The sequence below is a fragment of the Serratia plymuthica genome (genome assembly GCF_018336935.1).
Taxonomy (GTDB): domain Bacteria; phylum Pseudomonadota; class Gammaproteobacteria; order Enterobacterales; family Enterobacteriaceae; genus Serratia; species Serratia plymuthica_B.
The window spans coordinates 184,702-204,949 of record NZ_CP068771.1 but is presented as its reverse complement, the minus strand read 5'-3'; the positions used below and the strand labels follow the sequence as shown (position 1 = coordinate 204,949).

General features: G+C 56.2%; 23 protein-coding genes. 5 read left to right on the top strand and 18 right to left on the bottom strand.

The window, feature by feature from the left end:
• Nucleotides 1-202: 202 nt before the first annotated feature.
• Nucleotides 203-2,155: a bifunctional 2',3'-cyclic-nucleotide 2'-phosphodiesterase/3'-nucleotidase gene (locus JK621_RS00990; RefSeq protein ID WP_212558280.1), complete on the top strand. Its 1,953-nt coding sequence runs from the start codon at nt 203-205 to the stop codon at nt 2,153-2,155.
• Nucleotides 2,156-2,201: 46 nt separating this feature from the next.
• Here JK621_RS00990 and fklB read toward each other — a convergent pair whose 3' ends face one another.
• Entirely contained in the window at nt 2,202-2,822 is a 621-nt protein-coding gene (fklB, locus tag JK621_RS00985) for an FKBP-type peptidyl-prolyl cis-trans isomerase (RefSeq protein ID WP_006317468.1), read from the bottom strand.
• Nucleotides 2,823-3,110: 288 nt separating this feature from the next.
• On the opposite strand from fklB, the gene JK621_RS00980 reads away from it, so the two are divergent.
• Complete coding sequence (locus JK621_RS00980; protein ID WP_212558279.1) at nt 3,111-3,779, top strand: OapA family protein; 669 nt, start codon at nt 3,111-3,113, stop codon at nt 3,777-3,779.
• Here the strand turns inward: JK621_RS00980 and JK621_RS00975 are convergent.
• The 5 genes from JK621_RS00975 to rpsF form a co-directional block, all read right to left on the bottom strand.
• On the bottom strand, nt 3,776-4,135 hold the full coding sequence (locus JK621_RS00975; protein WP_212558278.1) for a DUF488 domain-containing protein: 360 nt from the start codon (nt 4,133-4,135) through the stop codon (nt 3,776-3,778). The genes JK621_RS00980 and JK621_RS00975 overlap by 4 nt on opposite strands.
• A 109-nt stretch (nt 4,136-4,244) precedes the next feature.
• Complete coding sequence (gene rplI, locus JK621_RS00970; protein ID WP_212558277.1) at nt 4,245-4,697, bottom strand: 50S ribosomal protein L9; 453 nt, start codon at nt 4,695-4,697, stop codon at nt 4,245-4,247.
• A 39-nt stretch (nt 4,698-4,736) separates the two neighbouring features.
• Nucleotides 4,737-4,964, bottom strand: a complete 228-nt coding sequence (rpsR, locus tag JK621_RS00965) for a 30S ribosomal protein S18 (RefSeq protein ID WP_002210155.1) — start codon at nt 4,962-4,964, stop codon at nt 4,737-4,739.
• 4 nt (nt 4,965-4,968) lie between these two features.
• A complete protein-coding gene (priB, locus tag JK621_RS00960; RefSeq protein WP_212558276.1) occupies nt 4,969-5,286 on the bottom strand; it encodes a primosomal replication protein N in 318 nt (105 codons plus the stop codon).
• 8 nt (nt 5,287-5,294) lie between these two features.
• Nucleotides 5,295-5,693, bottom strand: a complete 399-nt coding sequence (gene rpsF / locus JK621_RS00955) for a 30S ribosomal protein S6 (protein ID WP_212558275.1) — start codon at nt 5,691-5,693, stop codon at nt 5,295-5,297.
• A gap of 457 nt (nt 5,694-6,150) precedes the next feature.
• Here rpsF and JK621_RS00950 point away from each other — a divergent pair, with 457 nt between their 5' ends.
• The gene (locus JK621_RS00950; RefSeq protein ID WP_212558274.1) at nt 6,151-6,417 is read left to right on the top strand and encodes a DUF1471 domain-containing protein; all 267 of its coding nucleotides are present in this window, start codon (nt 6,151-6,153) and stop codon (nt 6,415-6,417) included.
• Between the two features lie 112 nt (nt 6,418-6,529).
• Here JK621_RS00950 and yjfP read toward each other — a convergent pair whose 3' ends face one another.
• Nucleotides 6,530-7,282, bottom strand: coding sequence for an esterase (gene yjfP, locus JK621_RS00945; protein ID WP_212558273.1), 753 nt, complete (start codon nt 7,280-7,282; stop codon nt 6,530-6,532).
• 126 nt (nt 7,283-7,408) lie between these two features.
• On the opposite strand from yjfP, the gene bsmA reads away from it, so the two are divergent.
• Both bsmA and JK621_RS00935 read left to right on the top strand, forming a co-directional pair.
• Nucleotides 7,409-7,717: a biofilm peroxide resistance protein BsmA gene (gene bsmA / locus JK621_RS00940; protein WP_212558272.1), complete on the top strand. Its 309-nt coding sequence runs from the start codon at nt 7,409-7,411 to the stop codon at nt 7,715-7,717.
• Between the two features lie 111 nt (nt 7,718-7,828).
• Nucleotides 7,829-8,104, top strand: a complete 276-nt coding sequence (locus JK621_RS00935) for a DUF1471 domain-containing protein (RefSeq protein ID WP_212558271.1) — start codon at nt 7,829-7,831, stop codon at nt 8,102-8,104.
• Here the strand turns inward: JK621_RS00935 and JK621_RS00930 are convergent.
• The 11 genes from JK621_RS00930 to hfq all read right to left on the bottom strand — a co-directional run bounded on the left by JK621_RS00930 (nt 8,101) and on the right by hfq (nt 20,159).
• On the bottom strand, nt 8,101-8,499 hold the full coding sequence (locus JK621_RS00930) for a DUF350 domain-containing protein (protein WP_004952729.1): 399 nt from the start codon (nt 8,497-8,499) through the stop codon (nt 8,101-8,103). The two genes, JK621_RS00935 and JK621_RS00930, sit on opposite strands and share 4 nt — an antisense overlap.
• Before the next feature lie 87 nt (nt 8,500-8,586).
• Nucleotides 8,587-10,215, bottom strand: coding sequence for an isovaleryl-CoA dehydrogenase (locus JK621_RS00925; RefSeq protein ID WP_212558270.1), 1,629 nt, complete (start codon nt 10,213-10,215; stop codon nt 8,587-8,589).
• 116 nt (nt 10,216-10,331) lie between these two features.
• Entirely contained in the window at nt 10,332-11,063 is a 732-nt protein-coding gene (gene rlmB, locus JK621_RS00920; RefSeq protein WP_212558269.1) for a 23S rRNA (guanosine(2251)-2'-O)-methyltransferase RlmB, read from the bottom strand.
• A gap of 59 nt (nt 11,064-11,122) precedes the next feature.
• The gene (rnr, locus tag JK621_RS00915; RefSeq protein ID WP_212558268.1) at nt 11,123-13,618 is read right to left on the bottom strand and encodes a ribonuclease R; all 2,496 of its coding nucleotides are present in this window, start codon (nt 13,616-13,618) and stop codon (nt 11,123-11,125) included.
• A gap of 59 nt (nt 13,619-13,677) precedes the next feature.
• On the bottom strand, nt 13,678-14,103 hold the full coding sequence (gene nsrR / locus JK621_RS00910; protein ID WP_004952720.1) for a nitric oxide-sensing transcriptional repressor NsrR: 426 nt from the start codon (nt 14,101-14,103) through the stop codon (nt 13,678-13,680).
• Between the two features lie 233 nt (nt 14,104-14,336).
• The gene (locus JK621_RS00905) at nt 14,337-15,635 is read right to left on the bottom strand and encodes an adenylosuccinate synthase (protein ID WP_126479802.1); all 1,299 of its coding nucleotides are present in this window, start codon (nt 15,633-15,635) and stop codon (nt 14,337-14,339) included.
• 97 nt (nt 15,636-15,732) lie between these two features.
• Nucleotides 15,733-15,933, bottom strand: a complete 201-nt coding sequence (locus JK621_RS00900) for a DUF2065 domain-containing protein (protein ID WP_126479800.1) — start codon at nt 15,931-15,933, stop codon at nt 15,733-15,735.
• Between the two features lie 64 nt (nt 15,934-15,997).
• Entirely contained in the window at nt 15,998-17,005 is a 1,008-nt protein-coding gene (gene hflC / locus JK621_RS00895; RefSeq protein ID WP_126479798.1) for a protease modulator HflC, read from the bottom strand.
• Nucleotides 17,006-17,008: 3 nt separating this feature from the next.
• Nucleotides 17,009-18,268 (bottom strand): FtsH protease activity modulator HflK, encoded by a 1,260-nt coding sequence (gene hflK / locus JK621_RS00890; protein ID WP_212558267.1) that lies wholly within the window; start codon nt 18,266-18,268, stop codon nt 17,009-17,011.
• Nucleotides 18,269-18,471: 203 nt separating this feature from the next.
• Entirely contained in the window at nt 18,472-19,752 is a 1,281-nt protein-coding gene (gene hflX, locus JK621_RS00885; RefSeq protein ID WP_006317445.1) for a ribosome rescue GTPase HflX, read from the bottom strand.
• A gap of 98 nt (nt 19,753-19,850) precedes the next feature.
• Nucleotides 19,851-20,159 (bottom strand): RNA chaperone Hfq, encoded by a 309-nt coding sequence (hfq, locus tag JK621_RS00880; protein ID WP_004952704.1) that lies wholly within the window; start codon nt 20,157-20,159, stop codon nt 19,851-19,853.
• Nucleotides 20,160-20,248 lie beyond the last annotated feature (89 nt).

The window sequence follows — 20,248 nt, the reverse complement described above, 5'->3', positions numbered from 1 at the left end:
AGCCTAGTTTTTTTTGCATGGAATATCCATCACAACGGTTTAACCACCGGTATTTACTCAAGTCTTTGCCGTCACAACTGTGACATTTCCTGCGTTACCTCGGTCAATTTTCTGCCACACTTCACAGTTTGGTGAGACAACCAATGTTAATTACATGTCCCTCTGCGATAAAACTCAAATAATGGAAAGGAGAAAGCCAAAAATGATGAAGCGTCCGCTGACGTTGTCCGCCCTCGCTATGCTGGTTTGCGCCTCGACGCAGGCGGCAACGGTCGATCTGCGCGTACTGGAAACCACCGACCTGCACAGCAACATGATGGACTTCGATTACTACAAGGATAAACCGACCGAGAAATTCGGTCTGGTGCGCACCGCAAGCCTGATCGCGCAGGCGCGTCAGCAGGCCACCAATGCGGTGCTGGTGGACAACGGCGATATTATTCAGGGCAGCCCGCTGGGCGACTATATGGCGGCCAAGGGGCTGAAGCCGGGCGACGTACACCCGGTATACAAGGCGATGAATACGCTGAATTACGTGGTCGGCAATATCGGCAACCATGAATTCAACTACGGGCTGGACTACCTGAAAAACGCCATTGCCGGCGCCAAATTCCCGTATATCAACGCCAACGTGATCGACGCTGAAACTCAAAAACCGTTATTCACCCCTTATATTATCGTCGATACGCCGGTAAAAGACCGTGACGGCAAGGAACATACTTTACGCATCGGCTATATCGGCTTCGTCCCCCCGCAAATTCTGGTGTGGGATAAAGCCAATCTGCAAGGCAAGGTGAGGGTTAACGACATTACCGAAACCGCCAAACGCTACGTGCCTGAAATGCGTAAACAGGGCGCAGACCTGGTGGTGGCAATCCCGCACTCCGGTCTTTCCAGCGAACCCTATAAGGCCATGGCGGAGAATTCGGTGTACTACCTCAGCCAGGTGCCGGGCATTCACGCCATCATGTTCGGCCATGCCCACGCGGTATTCCCGAGCAAGGACTTCGCCACTATCAAAGGCGCAGATATTGAAAAGGGCCTGCTGAATGGCGTACCGGCGGTCATGCCGGGCCAATGGGGCGATCACCTCGGCGTGGTGGATCTACAACTGAACAACGACTCCGGCAGCTGGAAAGTGGCCTCCGCCAAAGCGGAAGCGCGGCCTATCTACGATAACGAAAACAAGAAATCGCTGGCGGCGGAAGACACGGCGCTGGTGAAAGTGCTGGCAGAAGATCATAAAGGCACGCGAGACTTCGTCAGCCAGCCGGTCGGCAAGTCTGACGACAACATGTACAGCTATCTGGCGCTGGTACAGGACGATCCGACGGTGCAAATCGTCAACAATGCGCAGAAGGCTTATGTTGAGCACTATATTCAAGGCGATCCGGATCTGGCGGACCTGCCGGTACTGTCCGCCGCAGCGCCGTTTAAAGTCGGTGGACGCAAAAATGACCCGGCCAGCTTCGTGGAAGTGGAAAAAGGCCAGCTCACCTTCCGCAACGCTTCCGACCTCTATCTCTACCCCAACACGCTGGTGGTGGTGAAAGCCAGTGGCAAAGAGGTGAAGGAATGGCTGGAGTGCTCGGCCGGGCAGTTCAATCAGATCGACGTCACCAGCAGCAAGCCGCAAGGCCTGATCAACTGGGATGGCTTCCGCACCTATAACTTCGACGTGATTGACGGCGTGAATTATCAGATCGACGTCAGCCAGCCGGCGCGCTACGACGGCGAATGCCAGCTGATCAATGGCAAGGTGGAACGCATCAAGCAACTGACGTTCAAGGGCAAGCCGATCGATCCGAACGCCACTTTCCTGGTTGCCACCAATAACTACCGCGCTTACGGCGGCAAGTTTGCCGGCACCGGCGACAAGCACATCGCCTTCGCGTCGCCGGACGAGAACCGTTCGGTACTGGCGGCGTATATCGGCACCGAGACTAAAAAACACGGCGCGGTGCGGCCGCAGGTGGATAATAACTGGCGCCTGGCGGCATTCAGCAGTGCGCAGCCGCTGGATATCCGCTTCGAAACCTCACCCAGCGAGAAAGCCACCGCGTTTATCAAAACGCATGCGCAGTACCCGATGAAGGCTGAGGGCACGGACAGCATCGGTTTTGCGGTTTATCAGATTGATTTGCAGAAGAAGTAAAAAAGTCAGGGCGCCGAAAGGCGCCCTTGGTCACTGCCGTAGTGAATTACAGAATTTCCAGCAGCTCGACGTCAAACACCAGCGCGCTGAATGGCGGGATGGATGCGCCGGCACCGCGCTCGCCGTAGGCCAGATCGTGCGGGATATACAGCTGCCATTTGGAGCCGACCGGCATCAGGGTCAGCGCTTCGATCCAGCCTGGGATCACGCCGCTAACCGGGAATTCTGCCGGTTGGCCGCGCTCTACGGAGCTGTCGAACACGTCGCCGTTAATCAGACGACCGGTGTAATGCACGCGTACGCGATCCTGACGGGACGGGATTGGGCCATTGCCCTGCTCCAGCACGGAGAACTGCAGACCGGATTCGGTCAGCGTCACTTCGTCACGCTTGGCGTTTTCTTCCAGGAACTGCTGACCTTCAACGGCCATTGCCTGTTGGCGCTCACGACGCACGGCATCCGCACGCTCGTGGATTTCACGCAGTGCACGATGCACTACGTCTACCGGAACCGCCGGGGCATTCCCTTCCAGCGCGTCACGCAAACCTGCCAGCAAAGCTTCCGGTTGTAAACCTTCCAGACCGGACTCTTGCAACTGCTGGCCGACCTGTAAACCAATCCCGTAACTTGCTTGCGCTTCAACGCTGTCAAAAGAAGGGGTTGTCATGGGGTTTTCCTTTAGTCTGTAAAAAGTCGAAAGCGCAGCATAACAGCGCCGGAAAGCCGGGTAAAATCTTGTGTGGAGAATGATGACTTTTGTCGTAGAAAAAGAAACAATAACCTCCTGTTAACGCCCGCTCCCGCGATCCCAGGCATCTCGCCTGCCGCGACAGCCGTTGAATTGCTGCTGCCTTTCACTTCAAACAGTTAGCGGACTATACTGAAAGCAGGAAATCGGGCCGGCGGTACACCATGTTGTACTGTGGCATTTTTACGCAGTTGAAGAGAGGTCACCATGGGCAGAATCTCGCCCAGGAGAAGGAAAACCACCCGTATCTACCAGCCGTTGCTGCGCACCTGGCTGAACTTCAGCCAGCGCCTGAAACCTGGCCCCGCGCCAGAGGCGGCAGAAGATCCGGATTCAGAGCAACCGCCGGTAAACGGCAAAGGACAGGGAATCAAAGCGCTACTGCTGAAAATTTGGCACCTGCCGGATAGTTTCGGCTGGATGGAACCCTTGCCCTATTTTCATCGTCGTTGGACCCTGATCTTCGGCGTAATCTTGCTGTTGGCGCTGTTATGGCCCTATTCGTCGGAGAAACAGCCCTTCCCGGTCACCCAACAAGGCAACGGCGTACCGCTGCAGACCGATCAGCAAGATAACGGCCAGTTGCAGCAAGCTGCCGAACCGGAACCGGCTGGTAATTGGCAACGCTACCAGATCCAGCCTGGCCAAACACTGGCGCAGCTATTTCGTGACAACAGCCTGCCGGTGAACGAAGTCTTTGCCATGGCGCAGGTGGAAGGGAGCGACAAACCGCTCAGTAATATGAAGGTGGGTCAGGAAGTGCGCATCGAACGTGATACCAACGGCGTGATCACCGCGCTGTCGGTCACCACCGCAGACAATACCCAGGCCCTGTTCCGCCGTCAGCCCGACGGTGGCTATCGCCGCGAGCGCTAATCCGCCAGTTGAGCCAACAGGAAGTCACGCAGCACCACGCCCTGGTTGTGCTGTGTGTCTTTACTGCCGTACAGCAAGGTCAGAGCCTGCCCTTGCCGCAATAACGCCGCCAGCGGCTGCCAGGCTTCGTTTTCCGCCAGTTGCCGCCGATAGCGGCGCTCAAACTCTTCCCACTGATCGACGTGTTGATGAAACCACTGCCGCAGTGCGTTATCCGGCGCAACCTGTTTCAGCCACTGCACGCCCTGCAACCGTTCCTTGCTTATCCCGCGCGGCCACAGCCGATCGATCAGATAGCAGTTCTCCGGTGCCGGGCCGGTAAAGTCATAAACGCGCTGTAAGTGAATGTCTGCCATTTGCCGCCTCTTCTCGCCAAGGGTCATCGCAGGGTAGCGCGTTTTACCGGGCGCAGAAAAGCAAAACGCCAGCACGAGGCTGGCGTTTTAACTTGGCTGGCAGGAGCGATTAAGCTTCTGCAACCACAACTACATTCAGCTTAGCGAACACGTCGCTGTGTACCTGGAACTCAACTTCATGTTCACCAGTGGTACGCAGAACGCCGTTCGGCAGACGAACTTCGCTCTTGGCAACTTCAACGCCTGCCGCAGTAACTGCGTCAGCGATGTCGCGGGTGCCGATAGAGCCGAACAGTTTGCCTTCGTCGCCTGCTTTAGACGCGATGGTTACTGAACCCAGTTCGTTGATCTTGGTTGCGCGAGCTTCAGCAGCAGCCAGAACGTCAGCCAGTTTGGCTTCCAGTTCAGCACGACGTGCTTCGAAGAACTCTACGTTTTTCTTGGTAGCAGGAACAGCTTTGCCCTGTGGTACCAAGAAGTTACGGGCGTAGCCCGCTTTAACGTTAACCTGATCACCCAGGCTGCCCAGGTTTGCTACTTTATCAAGCAGAATAACTTGCATTACCTTATCCTCTTAAAGTCGTTAATAGACAGCGGCCGATTACTGATGACGATCAGTGTATGGCAGCAGGGACAGGTAGCGAGCGCGCTTGATGCAGCGAGCCAGCTGACGCTGGTATTTTGCACGAGTACCGGTGATACGGCTCGGGACAATTTTACCACTTTCGGTAATGTAGTTTTTCAACGTTGCGATATCTTTGTAATCAATCTCAACAACGCCTTCCGCGGTGAAACGGCAGAACTTGCGACGACGGAAATAACGTGCCATTAGGCTAGTCTCCAGAATCTATCAATTCAATCTGCTCGGCATGCAGAACCAGTTTGTTCAGCCCGTTGCGCCCTTGATGGCAGCTTACGAAGCCTTGCACGGTTATCTGACTGCCGACCGTTAATCTTTGAGTTAGTGCTTGTGACTGTTGTCCGCTGACAACCACGGGCATTCGGCACCATGCTTGTCTGCTGAATCCGGCTTCTATCTGCTGCGAACGGTGCTCTAGCACAAATTGGCAGTGGGGGATCCCGGAAGGACTCACCTTTCGAACCGGCGCCTTGCACACAGTGCCCGACAAAACCAGACGATTAGACGTCACAGCAGCAATTACTCTTCAGAATCCCCAGCATCTGCATCATCTGCGGCTTCGTTAGCGAAGTCTTCGCGGCGATCGCCACGACGTTCGTCTTTCGCTTTAACCATCGGAGATGCTTCAGTTACCGCGTGCTTAACGCGCATAACCATGCTGCGGATAACGGCGTCGTTGAAGCGGAAGTTAGTTTCCAGCTCATCGATCGCTTCCTGCGGAGCTTCAACGTTCAGCAGAACGTAGTGAGCTTTGTGCAGTTTGTTGATCGGGTAAGCCAGTTGACGGCGGCCCCAGTCTTCCAGACGGTGAATCTGACCAGCAGCGTTAGTGATGGTAGCACTGTAACGCTCGATCATGCCCGGAACCTGTTCGCTTTGGTCAGGGTGGACCATAAAAACGATTTCGTAATGACGCATCGAATTGCTCCTTACGGATTATTCAGCCTCCTGTCAGGGTCAACCGCGGCCCATGGAAGCAAGGAACGTGTATGTGTGTGCGGCTGAAAAAATGACGCGTAATCATACTTGCGGAGGTTGGAAAACTCAAGGAAAGCGTGGGATTTATTATCGGTAATGCGGGGTTGCCGCAAAAATAGCACGATTTGCTTTCTGCAGAACCTATGTATGCCGATCCATCAGTTCCAAAAATCTTTCAATAAAATCATCACCGATGCGCAAATTTTATTCATTTTTTTTGAAAGAGGCCATCAAAACCACGCACTTTTTAATCCCGCCGGAAGGTCTAAAATTGTACTTATCCGCCGCAGACAGCGCGACGAAAAAGATTTGAAGTTATTCAATGCATATAAATAACTTTTTGCTGCACTGGCACCTGCTGTCAGGCCGTTGAGGCAAACGGTTAAGAGAGGCAAATATGAAACGCATTACCATCGCTACCGCCATTGCTTTACTGTTTTCCGCCAACGTCATGGCCGCCACCGAAATCACCGCCCATGAGGCCGATCAGCGCCAGAGCGTTGGCTTCGTCACGCTAAACCAGAATGTGGTATCGCCGGATGACGCCACCAGCCAGGTGAGCAAAATAGCCGACCAGCGGGGTGCCACCGCCTACCGCATCATTGCCCTGCATGAGCCGGACAGCAACAGCACCATTCACGTCAGCGCAGAGCTGTATCGCTAAGCGAAAATGCAGTACCAGGGAACGAAGCCGCGCCAACAAGCGGCAAATGAGAACAGGCGACGCTCTCGCTGAACGGTAATACCTGGCCCCCTATTATTCAGGGGGCTTTTTTTTACAGCACGCGGCGGAAAAAGTCTGCGGTCGAGGACAATGCCAACGGGGTGATGCGGTGTTTGACGCCCGGTTCGGTAATAAATGTCAGTTGGCGATCCCAGCCGCTCTGGCGCAGTTCGGTAGCCAACCGCAGGCTTTCCGCCGCCGGCACCACATCGTCCGCCTCACCGTGCCACAGCAACAGCGGGCGATCGGTAACCTTTTCCAACTGATGCTCCAGACCGTAATCCGCCAGGACGGCGATGCGCGCCTCAAAACCGGCAGCCGTCAACGGATTGCCCTGCTCATCCAGCGGCGGAAACAGCGTCTGGGCCAACGAGGTGTAATAACCGCTCCCCATCAGGCTGGTGGCCGCGTTAATCCACGGATAACGCGCGAAGCTGCCCAACGCGGTCATCCCGCCCATTGAGGCGCCGGCCACGCCAATACGCCCGTCGGCAATCAGGCCACGCTGTGCAAACTGCGTTTTGAGCGCCGGCAGCTCGTCAATGTTGCGCTTGAGGATCTCCCAAAAGCTGGCCAATCGCCGCCCTTCATCACCGTCAAAACGCTCGCCGTGCAGATCGGCATCCGGCAGCACCACGCGAAAACCCGTCCTGGCCAGCGCATAGGCAAAGTAGGCGTACACCTCTTTCGACGAGGTATAACCATGGTAGAAAAATACCGTCGGCAGCGGCTGATGATACTGCCCCGCCGGCACCGCATGGATCACCGCAACATCGCCCACTCGTTCGTCATGTATTTCAATCATCCGTTTTCCCTCTGCGTACCTGTTGCCTTCATAATGGCAAACTTGAGCTAAAAGCATTAGCTCAATCTGTTCCACTTTATATTGGGTTACACTGAAGCCATGATAGCGGTTTTCCCCGAGGTGCCCATGAGACTTTCCCGCCTGCTGCTCGCCCTGACGCTGGCCGTGTTGCTTTCCGCCTGCGGCATAATGACCACGACGCCAAAAGCCCCGCCGCCGCCAACCGATCAAGCCCAGGAGATCACCCGGGCGCAAACCTCCGGGTTGATAAAGATAGGCACCACCAGCGCACTGGTGCGCGGCAGCCCGATGGACGTAGAAGCCGAGATTCAAAGGAAAGCTAACCTCAGCGGCGCACGCTATTACATGATCATCATGAACAGCGAAACCGTCGTTCCCGGCCAATGGTATTCGCGGGCGATTCTGTATCGGTAAACTGCGGCGTTTTAACCATATTTACAATGGCTTTGCACAGACTGAAGTTGGATATTGCACACTGGCGGTCAACCTGCCGCAGCCTGCGGCCGTTCGACGAAGGGGAACGCCATGAAACGCTCCGCCGCACTCACCGCCCTCCTGCTCTCCTTGGGGTTGCTCAACGTCAGCGCCCAGTCTGCCGAACTGGCGCCCGCCGACCGTGTTACCCCGCTCAGTGAAATTGCGCAGATCACCCTGGATAATCTTTCCGGCTCGCCTCAGGACGTCGAACAGGTCATAGCCCGTAAGGCTGATGAGCATGGAGCAAGCTATTACCGTATTTTGCAGATGGAGGAACAGGCGCATCAGCCCGGCTGGCGCGCCTCGGCGATTTTTTATCTTTAATAACTCATGCAGGCCGCATTTAACACGCCGCCGCTGATCGAAACGCCCCCCAGGAAAATCCCGGCGGCCAGGTGATTGGATTCAATCTTGTCGCTGATGCGCGGCATATAGATTTTAACCGCCGCGAACAGCAACAGTTGCACCACCAGCGCCACTACGCCCCACAGCAGGTAGTCCAGCAGGCTGATCGAGTTGATCGCCGCGCTGGCCAGCGGGATCACATACCCCAGGCAGGCACCGACGAATCCGATGGCGGCAGACGGGTTGTCGGCCTTGATCAATGCCCATTCGTCATGCGGCGTAATGCGGGTGTAGACAAACAAGAACACCAGAACCATGGCAAAGCCACTGAAGAAGTAAGAGGCGAATGCCGCCAACGCGCTGAGAATATCCATGTCATGTTTCCTGGTCAGAGGTCAGTATCCCTTACGGGCCAAGTGCTGAATTAAAAAGCTTTTTCTGTTGCGGCGCCACTGCTTTCCCTAGCCGCCCATCGCTCGGGCAAACAGCGTGTCGCACAACCGATCAGGCAGTATCCGTTCGCCACGGGCGTCGAGCGTCATTTGGCACCAGGCTTCCGCCAGCGGTGGTGAACTGTAGCGCAGAAGCTGCGCCGCCGCGAACAGATTGAATAACATGCTGGTGACTGCGCGTCCCTGCTCCTCCTGGGGTTTACGCATCAGTTGGCTGAGCCGTCGCCACTGGTGGTCGAAATGTCGGTTCTGCCCTTTAACTTCGCCAAGTTCACGCTCCAAAGCGTCCTGTACTGCCGGCAATCTTTCCCAGGCTCGCATCACGTCCAGGCACATAATGTTGCCGGAACCTTCCCAGATGCTGTTCACCGGCATTTCACGGTACAGTCGCGGCAGTTCGCTCTCTTCGCAGTAACCCAGGCCCCCCAACGCCTCCATGGCTTCGCCCGCAAAAGGGATCCCTTGTCGGCAGACTTCAAACTTAGCCGCCGGAGTCAGTACCCGGCACAACGCCTGCTCAAGAGGATCGCCGGCGCTGTCATAAGCCCGCGCCAGACGCATCAGCGCCGCCGTCTGCCCCTCCAGCCGTAACGCCATCCGCCCCAAGACCTGACGCATCATCGGGTGTTCGATAAGCGTTTTGCCAAATGCCTGCCGCTGCAGGGAATGGTACAAGGCTACCGATAACGCACGCCGCATCAAGCCGTGGCTGCCCAACGCGCAGTCAAAGCGCGTCAGGCCACCCATCTTGAGAATATGCCGTACGCCATCCCCTTCCTCGCCCAACAGCCAGGCGGTAGCATCCTGGAACTCCACCTCACTGCTGGCGTTGGAGCGGTTACCCAGCTTATCCTTCAGCCGTTCCAGCCGTATCGCATTGCGCGTACCGTCGGGCAAAATACGCGGCAGGAAGAAGCAGGACAGACCGCCTTCGGTCTGCGCCAGCACCAGATGCGCATCGCTCTGCGGCACCGAGAAGAACCATTTGTGCCCCACCAACCGGTACGCTTCCCCAGGACCGCGAGCCGTTAACGGGGTGGCGGTCGTCGTATTGCTCAATACATCGGATCCACCCTGCTTTTCGGTCATCCCCATGCCAATCAGCAAACCACGCTTTTGCCCACCCGGTGACAAATGCGCATCGTAGCGATCGGAAAGCAGCGGCGACAGCCAGGATTGAAATTCTGAGGGCAGCAAGCGTTGCAACAGAGGAATGGCACCAAAGGTCATCGTCACCGGGCATAAGGTGCCGGCTTCCACCTGCGCATGCAGCACAAAGCGAGCTGCGCGCGCCACGAACGCACCGATACGGGCATCCTCCTGCCACGGCAGGTTATGCACCCGGTTGGCAATCAACCCCTGCATCAAAATATGCCAGGCGGGATGGAAACGAACGTCGTCCAACCGCTGCCCGGTGGCGTCATAACGCAGCAGTTCCGGTGGGTTGGCGTTGGCCAGCCGCCCCAACTCCAGCGATTCCTGAGTGCCCAACTGTTGGCCCAGCGAAGCGAGTACATCTGCGTCCCAGCCAGCCTGCTCGCGCTGTATCGCCTCACGCAGCGGCGTATCTGACAGGAAAAGATTGCTGTTGCCCAGCGGTTTGGGTTGGTTAAAAACGGTGTGCGTAGTCCAGACCATCGGCTTGCTCCCTGATTAAAGCGTCAGGAGTAATTATGGTCGGTAAGGAAATTTCTGCCGAAGGTGGGATCACAAGGTGGGAGATTGACAGGGGCGCAAGCGCCCCTGCGGGTAAATCAGCTGCGCTGGCGCACCGCTTCGAACAAACAGATGCCGGTGGCGACCGAGACGTTCAGCGAAGAAACTGTCCCTGCCATCGGAATGCTGATCAACTCATCGCAGTGTTCGCGGGTCAGACGGCGCATGCCTTCGCCTTCAGCCCCCATCACCAGCGCCATCGGGCCGGTCATTTTGCTCTGGAACAGAGTATGATCGGCTTCGCCGGCGGTGCCGACTACCCAGACGTTCATTTCCTGCAGCAAACGCAGGGTGCGCGCCAGGTTGGTGACACGGATCAGCGGGACATTTTCCGCCGCGCCGCAGGCCACTTTCTTGGCGGTCGCGTTCAACTGGGCGGAACGATCGCGCGGGACGATAACCGCGTGCACGCCGGCCGCATCTGCGCTGCGCAGGCAGGCGCCGAGGTTGTGCGGGTCGGTCACGCCGTCCAGTACCAGCAGGAATGGCGTATCCACGCTGGCCAGCAGGCCCGGTAAATCATTTTCCTGATACTGACGCCCTTCGCGCACCCGGGCGATAATTCCCTGATGCACTGCGCCCTCGACCTTCTCGTCCAGCCACTGGCGGTTCGCCACCTGGATTACAATACCGGTCGCCTCCAGCTCGGCGATCAGCGGTTGCAGCCGGCGATCATCGCGCCCTTTCAGAATAAACACTTCCAGGAAGCGCTGCGGATCGTTATCTAACAGGGCCTTGACGGCATGGATGCCGTAAATAATTTCGCTCATGATGCTCTTTTAACTGTGCGGCTGGCGTTTGCCAGCCGGTGATAATGACGTGCGGCAGATTAAGCCTGCTCAGCACCTTTCTTCTTGCCGGCGCGTTTAGCCTTGGTCGCCGCCGCTATTTTCCGGGTTTTGTCAGACACTTTCTTGGCTTTCGCCTTTTTGTCTTTCTTCACCTGGTCAGCCGGTTTGGCGTCGTCTTTTTTGCGGAAGGCGCTGTCCGGCTCAAAGTTGGCCGGTGGCTTGCCACCACGACGCTTGTTGCGCTGCGATGCCGGAGCACGGCCTGCGCCGGCACCGTCACGCAAGGTACGTTGGCCGCCGTTCTTGGCGCGGTCACGTTCGGTTTTACCTTCGCCACGCGGTTTGCGGGTGCTGGAGACCAAAGCAAAATCAATCTTGCGCTCATCCATATGCACCGCTTCGACGCGGATCTCCACCGTATCGCCCAGGCGATAAACCATGCCGGAGGATTCGCCGATCAGACGCTGGCCGATATTATCGTAGCGATAATAATCGTTATCCAGCGTTGATACGTGCACCAGACCGTCGATAAACAGATCGTTCAGGCGCACGAAGAAACCGAAGCCGGTCACGCTGGCGATAATGCCGCCAAACACTTCACCGACGTGGTCCTGCATAAAGTCGCATTTCAGCCAGTCGGCTACGTTGCGCGTCGCTTCATCGGCACGGCGTTCGGTCATTGAACAGTGTTCGCCGAGCTGCAGCATCTCTTCGAATTCGCTGTGCCAGCCGCCGGTCGGTGTCCAGCGCTCTTTCGGCTGGCCGTGCTCTTTAGCCAGCAGATATTTGATCGCGCGGTGCAGCGCCAGGTCAGGATAACGGCGGATCGGTGAAGTAAAGTGGCCGTAAGAAGCCAGCGCCAGGCCAAAGTGCCCGCGGTTTTCCGGATCGTAGATCGCCTGCTTCATCGAACGCAGCAGCATGGTTTGCAGCATTTCGCGATCGGGACGTTCAGCCACTTCATCCATCAGGGTGGCGTAGTCCTTAGGCTGCGGTTTATTGCCGCCGCCCAGCGTCAGGCCCAGTTCACCCAACACGCTGCGCAGTGCGGTAATATGATCGTCGCTTGGACGATCGTGCACGCGGAACAGCGCCGGTTCGTTATGTTTCTCGACAAAGCGCGCTGCGGCGACGTTCGCCATGATCATGCACTCTTCGATCAGCTTATGGGCGTCGTTGCGCACCGTTGGCTCAACGCGCTCAATACGGCGTTCGGCATTGAAGATAAACTTGGCTTCTTCGGTTTCGAAAGCGATGCCGCCACGTTCGGCGCGCGCCTGATCCAACACCTTGTACATGGCGTGCAGTTCCTGCAGGTGCTTGACCAGCGGGTGATAATGCTCACGCAGCTCCTGATCGCCCTGCAGAATATGCCAGACTTTATTGTAGGTTAAGCGAGCGTGTGAACTCATTACCGCTTCATAGAACTTGGATGTCGACAGGCGGCCCTGGGCGGAGATGGTCATCTCGCACACCATACACAGACGATCGACCTGCGGGTTCAGCGAGCACAAGCCGTTGGACAACACTTCCGGCAGCATCGGAATAACCTGCGACGGGAAGTACACCGACGTCCCGCGGTTGCGCGCTTCGTCATCCAATGCGGTGCGAGGGCGGACGTAATAGCTGACGTCGGCAATCGCTACCCACAGGCGCCAGCCGCCGCCGCGTTTTTTCTCGCAGTAGACGGCGTCATCGAAATCGCGCGCGTCTTCGCCGTCAATCGTCACCAGCGGCAGTTGACGCAGGTCGACACGGCCTTTCTTGGCGGCCTCAGGTACTTGTTCGCTGAGATCGGCAACCTGTTTTTCCACCTGCGGTGGCCAGACATGCGGGATCTCATGGGTGCGCAGTGCAATGTCCACCGCCATGCTGGTGCCCATTTTATCGCCGAGGATCTCAACAATCTTGCCTACCGCTTTGGTGCGGCGGGTCGGGCGTTGGGTCAGTTCAACCACCACCATGAAGCCCATGCGCGCACCGCTGACGGACTCGGCAGGGATCAGGATATCAAAGCTGAGACGGCTGTCGTCCGGCACCACAAAACCGGTTCCCGCGTCCATGAAAAAGCGGCCGACGATTTGACTGGTTTTCGGCACCAATACGCGCACGATACGCGCTTCACGGCGGCCCTTGCGGTCCGCAGCCATCGCCTGCGCCAGCACCACATCACCGTGGATCGCCATTTTCATCTGCTCGGCCGACAAATACAGGTCGTCTTTGCTGCCTTCAATGCGCAGGAAACCAAAACCGTCGCGGTGACCGATGACGGTGCCGCGCAGCAGGTCCAGACGCTCCGGCAGCGCATAGCACTGGCGGCGGGTAAATATCAATTGGCCGTCACGCTCCATGGCACGCAGGCGACGGCGTAACGCTTCCAGCGCCTCTTCACCGGTCAAATCCAGCTCTTTGGCCAGCTCTTCGCGGCTGGCCGGCGTTTCTCTTTTCGCCAGATGGGTCAGAATGAATTCACGGCTCGGGATTGGGGATTCATATTTTTCTGCTTCTCGTTCCAGGAATGGATCTTGTGACATTGCGGTTCCTCCGTTGTCATCAGCAGGGTGCCGCTGAGCCTTGTCTTCTCAGCGACGCTTTATTCGACAAGCAATAGCTTGTAGAGCGGTGGATTGTCTTCGACCATATCGGCCAGCGTGTGGCTATCCAGCTCTTCAAGGAAATTCTGTACGCCCTGGTGGAGCACCTGCTTCAGGCGGCAGGCAGGGGTTATGTGGCAAAAATCACTGTTGCAGTTAACCAACGAGAGCGGCTCCAGCGCCCTGACCACGTCGCCGAGGCGTATGGTTTCGGCTGGTTTGCCCAAACGGATGCCACCGTTCTTTCCGCGCACGGCGGTCACAAACCCAACCCGGCTTAACTGATTGATGATCTTCACCATATGGTTACGGGACACGCCATAGACTTCGGTAACTTCCGAAATGCTGGTCATTTTGTCCGGTGGCAGCGAGGCCATGTAGATCAACGCCCGCAGGCCATAATCAGTAAAACTTGTTAACTGCACATCTACCTCTGGGTCTCTTTTTACCCGTCTGACAAGCCGATTTCCGGCATTATTCAAAAGATTACTTATTGGATAATAAACCAGCCGGAGAGTTCGCCGCTAATTATTTAGCGTATCTCAGGCTCTGGAACGGGTTAAAGAAAGGATTTTTTGATGTGAAACCGCAATCGGGGAGAATAATGATAAAAACAAACCGGGACATGCCCGGTTTGTTTTACTGCAGTAAGGCCAGATTATGCGTCGAACGGGTCGCGCAGGATCATGGTCTCGCTACGGTCCGGGCCAGTAGAAATAATGTCTACCGGTACGCCAGTCAGTTCTTCAATGCGCTTGATGTAGTCCAGCGCCGCCTGCGGCAGCTTGCTGTGCTCTTTCACGCCAAAGGTGGTTTCGCTCCAGCCCGGCATGCTTTCGTAGATCGGTTCGATGCCTTCCCAGCCTTCTGCAGCCAGCGGCGTGGTGTCCATTTCGCGGCCGTCAGGCATACGGTAACCCACGCAGATTTTCACTTCTTTCAAGCCATCCAGCACGTCCAGCTTGGTCAGGCAGAAGCCGGACAAGGAGTTGATCTGCACTGCGCGGCGAACCGCCACGGCGTCCAGCCAACCGGTACGACGACGACGGCCAGTGGTAGCGCCGAACTCGTTACCCTGTTTGCACAGGTATTCACCGGTTTCGTCGAACAGTTCGGTCGGGAACGGACCTGCACCCACACGGGTAGAGTAGGCTTTAACGATGCCCAGCACGTAGTCCACGTAACGCGGACCAATACCTGAACCGGTAGCAACGCCGCCGGCAGTGGTATTGGAAGAGGTTACATACGGATAAGTACCGTGGTCGATATCCAGCAGAGTACCTTGAGCGCCTTCGAACATGATCAGATCGCCACGCTTGCGCGCGCCGTCCAGCAGTTCGGAAACGTCAACAACCATTGCGGTCAGGATATCGGCGATGGACAGGACGTAATCCAGAGTGGCCTGGTAATCAACGGCTTCGACTTTGTAGTAGTTAACCAGCTGGAAGTTATGGTAATCGATGATTTCTTTCAGCTTAACGGCGAAGGTTTCTTTGTTGAACAGATCGCCAACGCGCAGACCGCGGCGAGCAACTTTATCTTCGTAAGCCGGGCCGATACCACGGCCGGTGGTGCCGATAGCTTTTGCACCGCGCGCTTTCTCACGCGCGTTATCCAGCGCAACGTGATAAGGCAGAATAAGCGGGCAGGCTTCGGACAGTAACAGACGTTCGCGTACCGGGATGCCGCGCGCTTCAAGTTCACCCATTTCTTTCATCAATGCGTCTGGTGCCAGAACTACACCGTTGCCGATGATGCTGGTCACGTTATCACGCAGAATGCCTGAAGGAATTAAATGAAGGACGGTTTTCTCACCGTTAATAACCAGAGTGTGGCCAGCGTTATGGCCACCTTGGTAGCGCACAACATATTGAGCCCGTTCAGTCAGCAGGTCTACGACCTTGCCCTTACCTTCGTCACCCCATTGGGTGCCCAGTACGACGACGTTCTTACCCATTTTCAAAATCACCGGTTGCTTAAAAATGGATTCTACCACCGTAATTTTCGATTTTCAGCACTTTTAGCATACGATTGCGTCTTTTTTAGGCTAAACTTTAAAGCCCCGTACGGCTACGCAACATGTAGTAGATCACACAGCCCGCAACCACTATTCCACCGCCAAATCGCCGCAACGTAGCGTCAGGCAACTGGGTCATCGCCAGTATCATTTTACGCCAGGCCTGTGGAAACAGCATCGGCCCCAGCCCTTCCAGTACCAAAACCAGCCCAAGCGCCAGCCAAATCGTTGAATTCATGCCTCACCCCAAAAAAGAAAGGGCCCGCGATTAAACGGGCCCCCCAATAATTTACCTGTCGCTGTTACTTGCGCGTGGAATCAGGCGACTTCATGTAGCGGAAGAAATCGCTGTCCGGGCTCAGTACCATCACGTCCTGGTTGTTGCTGCTGAAACTGGTTTCATAAGCACGCAGGCTACGGATAAAGGCATAGAAGTCCGGATCCTGGCTGAATGCGGCAGCAAACAGTTTGGCGGCTTCCGCATCGCCATCACCACGGGTGATACGCGCCGTACGTTCGGCTTCCGCCAACGTACGAGTCACTTCGTAGTCCGCAGTTGCACGCAGCTTCTCAGCCTCTTCCTGGCCTTGCGAACGGTGACGACGGGCTACCGCTTCACGCTCGGCGCGCATACGCTGATAGATTGCGTCAGACACTTCCGCCGGCAGGTTGATCTGCTTGATACGCACGTCGATCACTTCAATACCCAGTGCCGCCATGCTGTTCGGGTTAACTTTCGGCAGGTTGCCGGTGGTTTCCTTCTCAACGCGGGCCGCAGCAGAAGCAATGGCATCATCAGCTTCGGTGGTTGCCACTTCTTCGCCATCACCCACGGTACCGGTGTTCAGCGCGTCACGTACGTCAGACATCAGCTTGCCGCGCGAGTCGGTCACGATGTCTTTCACATCCAGACGACCAATCTCGGAACGCAGACGGTCACTGAATTTACGCTTCAACAACACTTCGGCTTGTGAAACGTCACCGCCGCCGGTGGCCAGATAGTAACGGCTGAAATCACTGATGCGCCATTTCAGGTAAGAATCGACGATCAGGTCTTTCTTCTCGCTGGTCACGAAACGGTCAGCCTGGTTGTCCATGGTCTGGATACGCGCGTCCAGCGTTTTCACCGATTCGATAAACGGGATCTTGAAGTGCAGACCCGGCGCATACACCAGCGGTTTGTTGTCGCTGTCGCGCAGTACCTTGCCGAAACGCAGCACGATGCCGCGCTGGCCTTCTTGCACCACGAACAGGGAAGCATACAGCGCCACCAGCACCGCGAGGACGATAACTACAAAAGACTTACGCATTGATTACTCTCTCCCTACGCGAGTGGTGTCGTCACGCTGCGCATTCGCCCGGCGTTGGTCCATGACCGAGCCGCTGTCGCTACGCTGGCTGTTCGAGCTGGCGCCACTGTTGGCAGACGGAGCGGGGTTGAGACGAATCAGGCTGGTGTCTTTACTGCCGTCGCCCGCCGCGCCGGCAGGGCCACGCAGCATTTGCTCAAGCGGTAACACCATCAGGTTGTTGCCTTTGTCATTCACCAGCACCTTGCGGGTGTGGCTCAGGACTTTTTCCATGGTTTCGATATACAGACGCTCACGGGTAATTTCCGGGGCGGATTTGTATTCCGGCAACAGTTTGGCAAAGCGCGCGACCTCACCCTGAGCTTCCAGGACGGTACGGTCTTTATACGCTTTGGCATCTTCCAGCAGACGCTGCGCCTGGCCGTTAGCACGTGGCTGAACTTCGTTGGCGTAGGCTTCCGCCTCACGGATGTACTGCTGCTCGTTCTCACGCGCGGCAATCGCATCATCAAATGCGGCTTTCACCTCTTCCGGCGGACGGGCAGCCTGGAAGTTGACGTCCAGCAGCGTGATCCCCATGTTGTACGGACGAATGGTCTCTTCCAGTACGCGTTGGGTATCGCTACGCACGATAGTACGGCCTTCAGTCAGGATCTTGTCCATCGTGTACTTGCCGATAACGCCACGCAGGGCGCTGTCGGTAGCCTGGCTCAAGCTGTCGTCGGCACTGGTCACGCTGAACAGATACGCTTCCGGATTGGTCACGCGGTACTGCACGTTCATTTCCACGCGCACCACGTTCTCATCGGAAGTCAGCATCACGCCGGACGCCGCCAGTTCACGCACGGACTCCACGTTGACCGGACGAACTTCGTCGATGAAGGTCGGTTTCCAGTTCAGACCCGGTTGCACCAGGTGGCTGAACTTGCCGAAACGGGTGACTACGCCACGCTCAGCTTCTTTGATGGTGTAGAAGCCGCTGGCGGCCCAAATCACCACCACCGCAACCGCAGCAATGCCGACAATACGGCTGCTGAAACCCGGACCTGAGGTACCGGTGCCGCCGCTGTTATTGCTGTTGGAACCTTTGCCCCCGCCCAAGCCGCTCAGTTTTTTGCTCAGCTTGCGGAAGATATCGTCCAAATCAGGAGGTCCTTGCTCGCGACCGCCTTTGTTGTTACCGCCAGAGTTGCCGCCATTATTATTGCTGCTCCCCCACGGGTCGCGGTCCTGTCCGTTATTACCGGGCTGATTCCACGCCATGTTTTAGCTCCATATTCTGTGATTGGGTACTTCAGGCTTACGCTTAGTTACTGCAGGCTATCTTACTTGCCCGTTTTAACTTGGGCAGTGCTCAGAATCCTCACGTACTTGCTGTACGCTCCGGTTCCTGCGCGCTGGCCGCACCAAAACGTGCTGCACCGAAGACGCCTGCGGACCGAGTGCTCAAATGTAACAGGATATGATCATACTATAAAGTTAATCAGGTCCTGTTCCTGTTTACAGAGGCGACGCCATTCGACAATTGGCATACGAATCACCATGCCGATGCTGCCGTCTTCTTCGTTCCACTCTTTCTCAATTGCCTGAAGCTGGTAAAAACGGCTACGAAGACGGCCTGCCTGTGGCGGTAAGCGCAGCTCATATTGCGCGATTTCCCCCGATAAGCGCTCCGTCAACGCCTGATACAGCAACGGGATACCTTCACCGCTGGCGGCGGACAGCCACACCCGGATCGGTAAGTTTTCATCGTTGCGGTCGATACGCGGGACAAAATCATCCAGCATATCTATTTTGTTCATCACTAACAGTGTAGGGATCTCATCCGATTCAATCTCTGCCAGCACGGTGTTTACCGCTTCAATGTTTTCATCAACGCGGGTATCCGCGGCGTCGATTACATGCAACAGCAGAGACGCCTGGCGCGTTTCCTGCAGCGTCGCCTTGAAGGCGGCGACCAGATCGTGCGGCAGGTGCCGGATAAAGCCTACGGTATCCGCCAACACGGTATCGCCCACATCCGCCACGTCAATACGGCGCAGAGTGGGATCCAGGGTGGCAAATAGCTGGTCCGCCGCATACACATCGGCAGACGTTATTCGGTTAAACAGAGTAGATTTGCCGGCGTTGGTGTAGCCCACCAGCGATACGGTCGGCACTTCGGCACGGGTACGCGCACGTCGGCCCTGTTCACGTTGCTTGGCTACCCGCTCCAGGCGGCGTAAAATCAAGCTGATGCGATCACGTAACAGACGACGGTCGGTTTCTAATTGGGTCTCCCCCGGCCCGCGCAGGCCAATCCCCCCTTTTTGGCGTTCAAGGTGCGTCCAGCCACGAACCAGACGCGTGGCGATATGACGCAATTGCGCCAGTTCCACCTGCAGCTTACCTTCATGGGTACGGGCACGCTGGGCAAAGATGTCTAGAATCAACCCGGTGCGATCGATCACGCGACATTCACACAGGCGTTCAAGATTTCTCTCCTGCGCCGGGGAAAGGGAATGATCAAACAGGACAACAGATGCGCCACTGGCTTTTACCGCATCTGCAATTTCTTCGGCCTTTCCTTCGCCTACAAAGTACTTGGGATGTGGGGCTTTGCGGCTACCAGTAACCACTTGCAAAGCTTCAACACCCGCCGAGGACACCAGGGATTCGAACTCACTGAGATCTTCCGTATCTTTGTCTTGCGAGAAATAGATATGAACCAGGACGGCCTGCTCACCGGCTTCATAACGGTCAAACAAGCGTGCAACCTCTCAAACGGACATATACCGCGAGTTTGGGGGACATAAACAGCCCACGGCTGCTTATGCTCCCCGTCATGGTTGACTCGCAACGCGCTTTATTCAGCGTCATCGCTTTCCTGCTGCGGCTGTTGCGGCGCAGACGGGTTGTTACCATGGTGATAGTTACTGGTGCCGGCGCTCGGATTGTTGCTATGGTGCGAAACCGGGCGTGACGGAACAACGGTAGAGATAGCGTGCTTATAAACCATCTGGCTCACCGTGTTTTTCAACAGGATGACAAACTGGTCAAAAGACTCAATCTGGCCTTGCAGCTTAATACCATTCACCAAATAAATAGAAACCGGAACACGTTCACGACGCAATGCGTTCAGGAACGGATCTTGCAAAGATTGCCCCTTAGCCATTCTATCTTTTCCTTATTTGCTTGTTGTTTGTAACTAAGAACCTGTCGGCTCTAAAATAAACGACCTAAAAAATTTGCGCGCTGAATACT

Excerpts from the sequence above, each read along its gene's own strand:
- rlmB (WP_212558269.1), bottom strand. The coding sequence starts at position 11,063 with ATGAGCGAAATTATTTACGGCATCCATGCCGTCAAGGCCCTGTTAGAT.
- hflK (WP_212558267.1), bottom strand. The coding sequence starts at position 18,268 with ATGGCGTGGAATCAGCCCGGTAATAACGGACAGGACCGCGACCCGTGG.
- hfq (WP_004952704.1), bottom strand. The coding sequence starts at position 20,159 with ATGGCTAAGGGGCAATCTTTGCAAGATCCGTTCCTGAACGCATTGCGT.
- fklB (WP_006317468.1), bottom strand. The coding sequence starts at position 2,822 with ATGACAACCCCTTCTTTTGACAGCGTTGAAGCGCAAGCAAGTTACGGG.
- rpsF (WP_212558275.1), bottom strand. The coding sequence starts at position 5,693 with ATGCGTCATTACGAAATCGTTTTTATGGTCCACCCTGACCAAAGCGAA.
- hflC (WP_126479798.1), bottom strand. The coding sequence starts at position 17,005 with ATGCGTAAGTCTTTTGTAGTTATCGTCCTCGCGGTGCTGGTGGCGCTG.
- rplI (WP_212558277.1), bottom strand. The coding sequence starts at position 4,697 with ATGCAAGTTATTCTGCTTGATAAAGTAGCAAACCTGGGCAGCCTGGGT.
- JK621_RS00950 (WP_212558274.1), top strand. The coding sequence starts at position 6,151 with ATGAAACGCATTACCATCGCTACCGCCATTGCTTTACTGTTTTCCGCC.
- JK621_RS00925 (WP_212558270.1), bottom strand. The coding sequence starts at position 10,215 with ATGGTCTGGACTACGCACACCGTTTTTAACCAACCCAAACCGCTGGGC.
- bsmA (WP_212558272.1), top strand. The coding sequence starts at position 7,409 with ATGAGACTTTCCCGCCTGCTGCTCGCCCTGACGCTGGCCGTGTTGCTT.
- yjfP (WP_212558273.1), bottom strand. The coding sequence starts at position 7,282 with ATGATTGAAATACATGACGAACGAGTGGGCGATGTTGCGGTGATCCAT.
- JK621_RS00980 (WP_212558279.1), top strand. The coding sequence starts at position 3,111 with ATGGGCAGAATCTCGCCCAGGAGAAGGAAAACCACCCGTATCTACCAG.
- JK621_RS00930 (WP_004952729.1), bottom strand. The coding sequence starts at position 8,499 with ATGGATATTCTCAGCGCGTTGGCGGCATTCGCCTCTTACTTCTTCAGT.
- JK621_RS00990 (WP_212558280.1), top strand. The coding sequence starts at position 203 with ATGATGAAGCGTCCGCTGACGTTGTCCGCCCTCGCTATGCTGGTTTGC.
- rpsR (WP_002210155.1), bottom strand. The coding sequence starts at position 4,964 with ATGGCACGTTATTTCCGTCGTCGCAAGTTCTGCCGTTTCACCGCGGAA.
- JK621_RS00935 (WP_212558271.1), top strand. The coding sequence starts at position 7,829 with ATGAAACGCTCCGCCGCACTCACCGCCCTCCTGCTCTCCTTGGGGTTG.
- JK621_RS00900 (WP_126479800.1), bottom strand. The coding sequence starts at position 15,933 with ATGAATTCAACGATTTGGCTGGCGCTTGGGCTGGTTTTGGTACTGGAA.
- JK621_RS00975 (WP_212558278.1), bottom strand. The coding sequence starts at position 4,135 with ATGGCAGACATTCACTTACAGCGCGTTTATGACTTTACCGGCCCGGCA.
- JK621_RS00905 (WP_126479802.1), bottom strand. The coding sequence starts at position 15,635 with ATGGGTAAGAACGTCGTCGTACTGGGCACCCAATGGGGTGACGAAGGT.
- rnr (WP_212558268.1), bottom strand. The coding sequence starts at position 13,618 with ATGTCACAAGATCCATTCCTGGAACGAGAAGCAGAAAAATATGAATCC.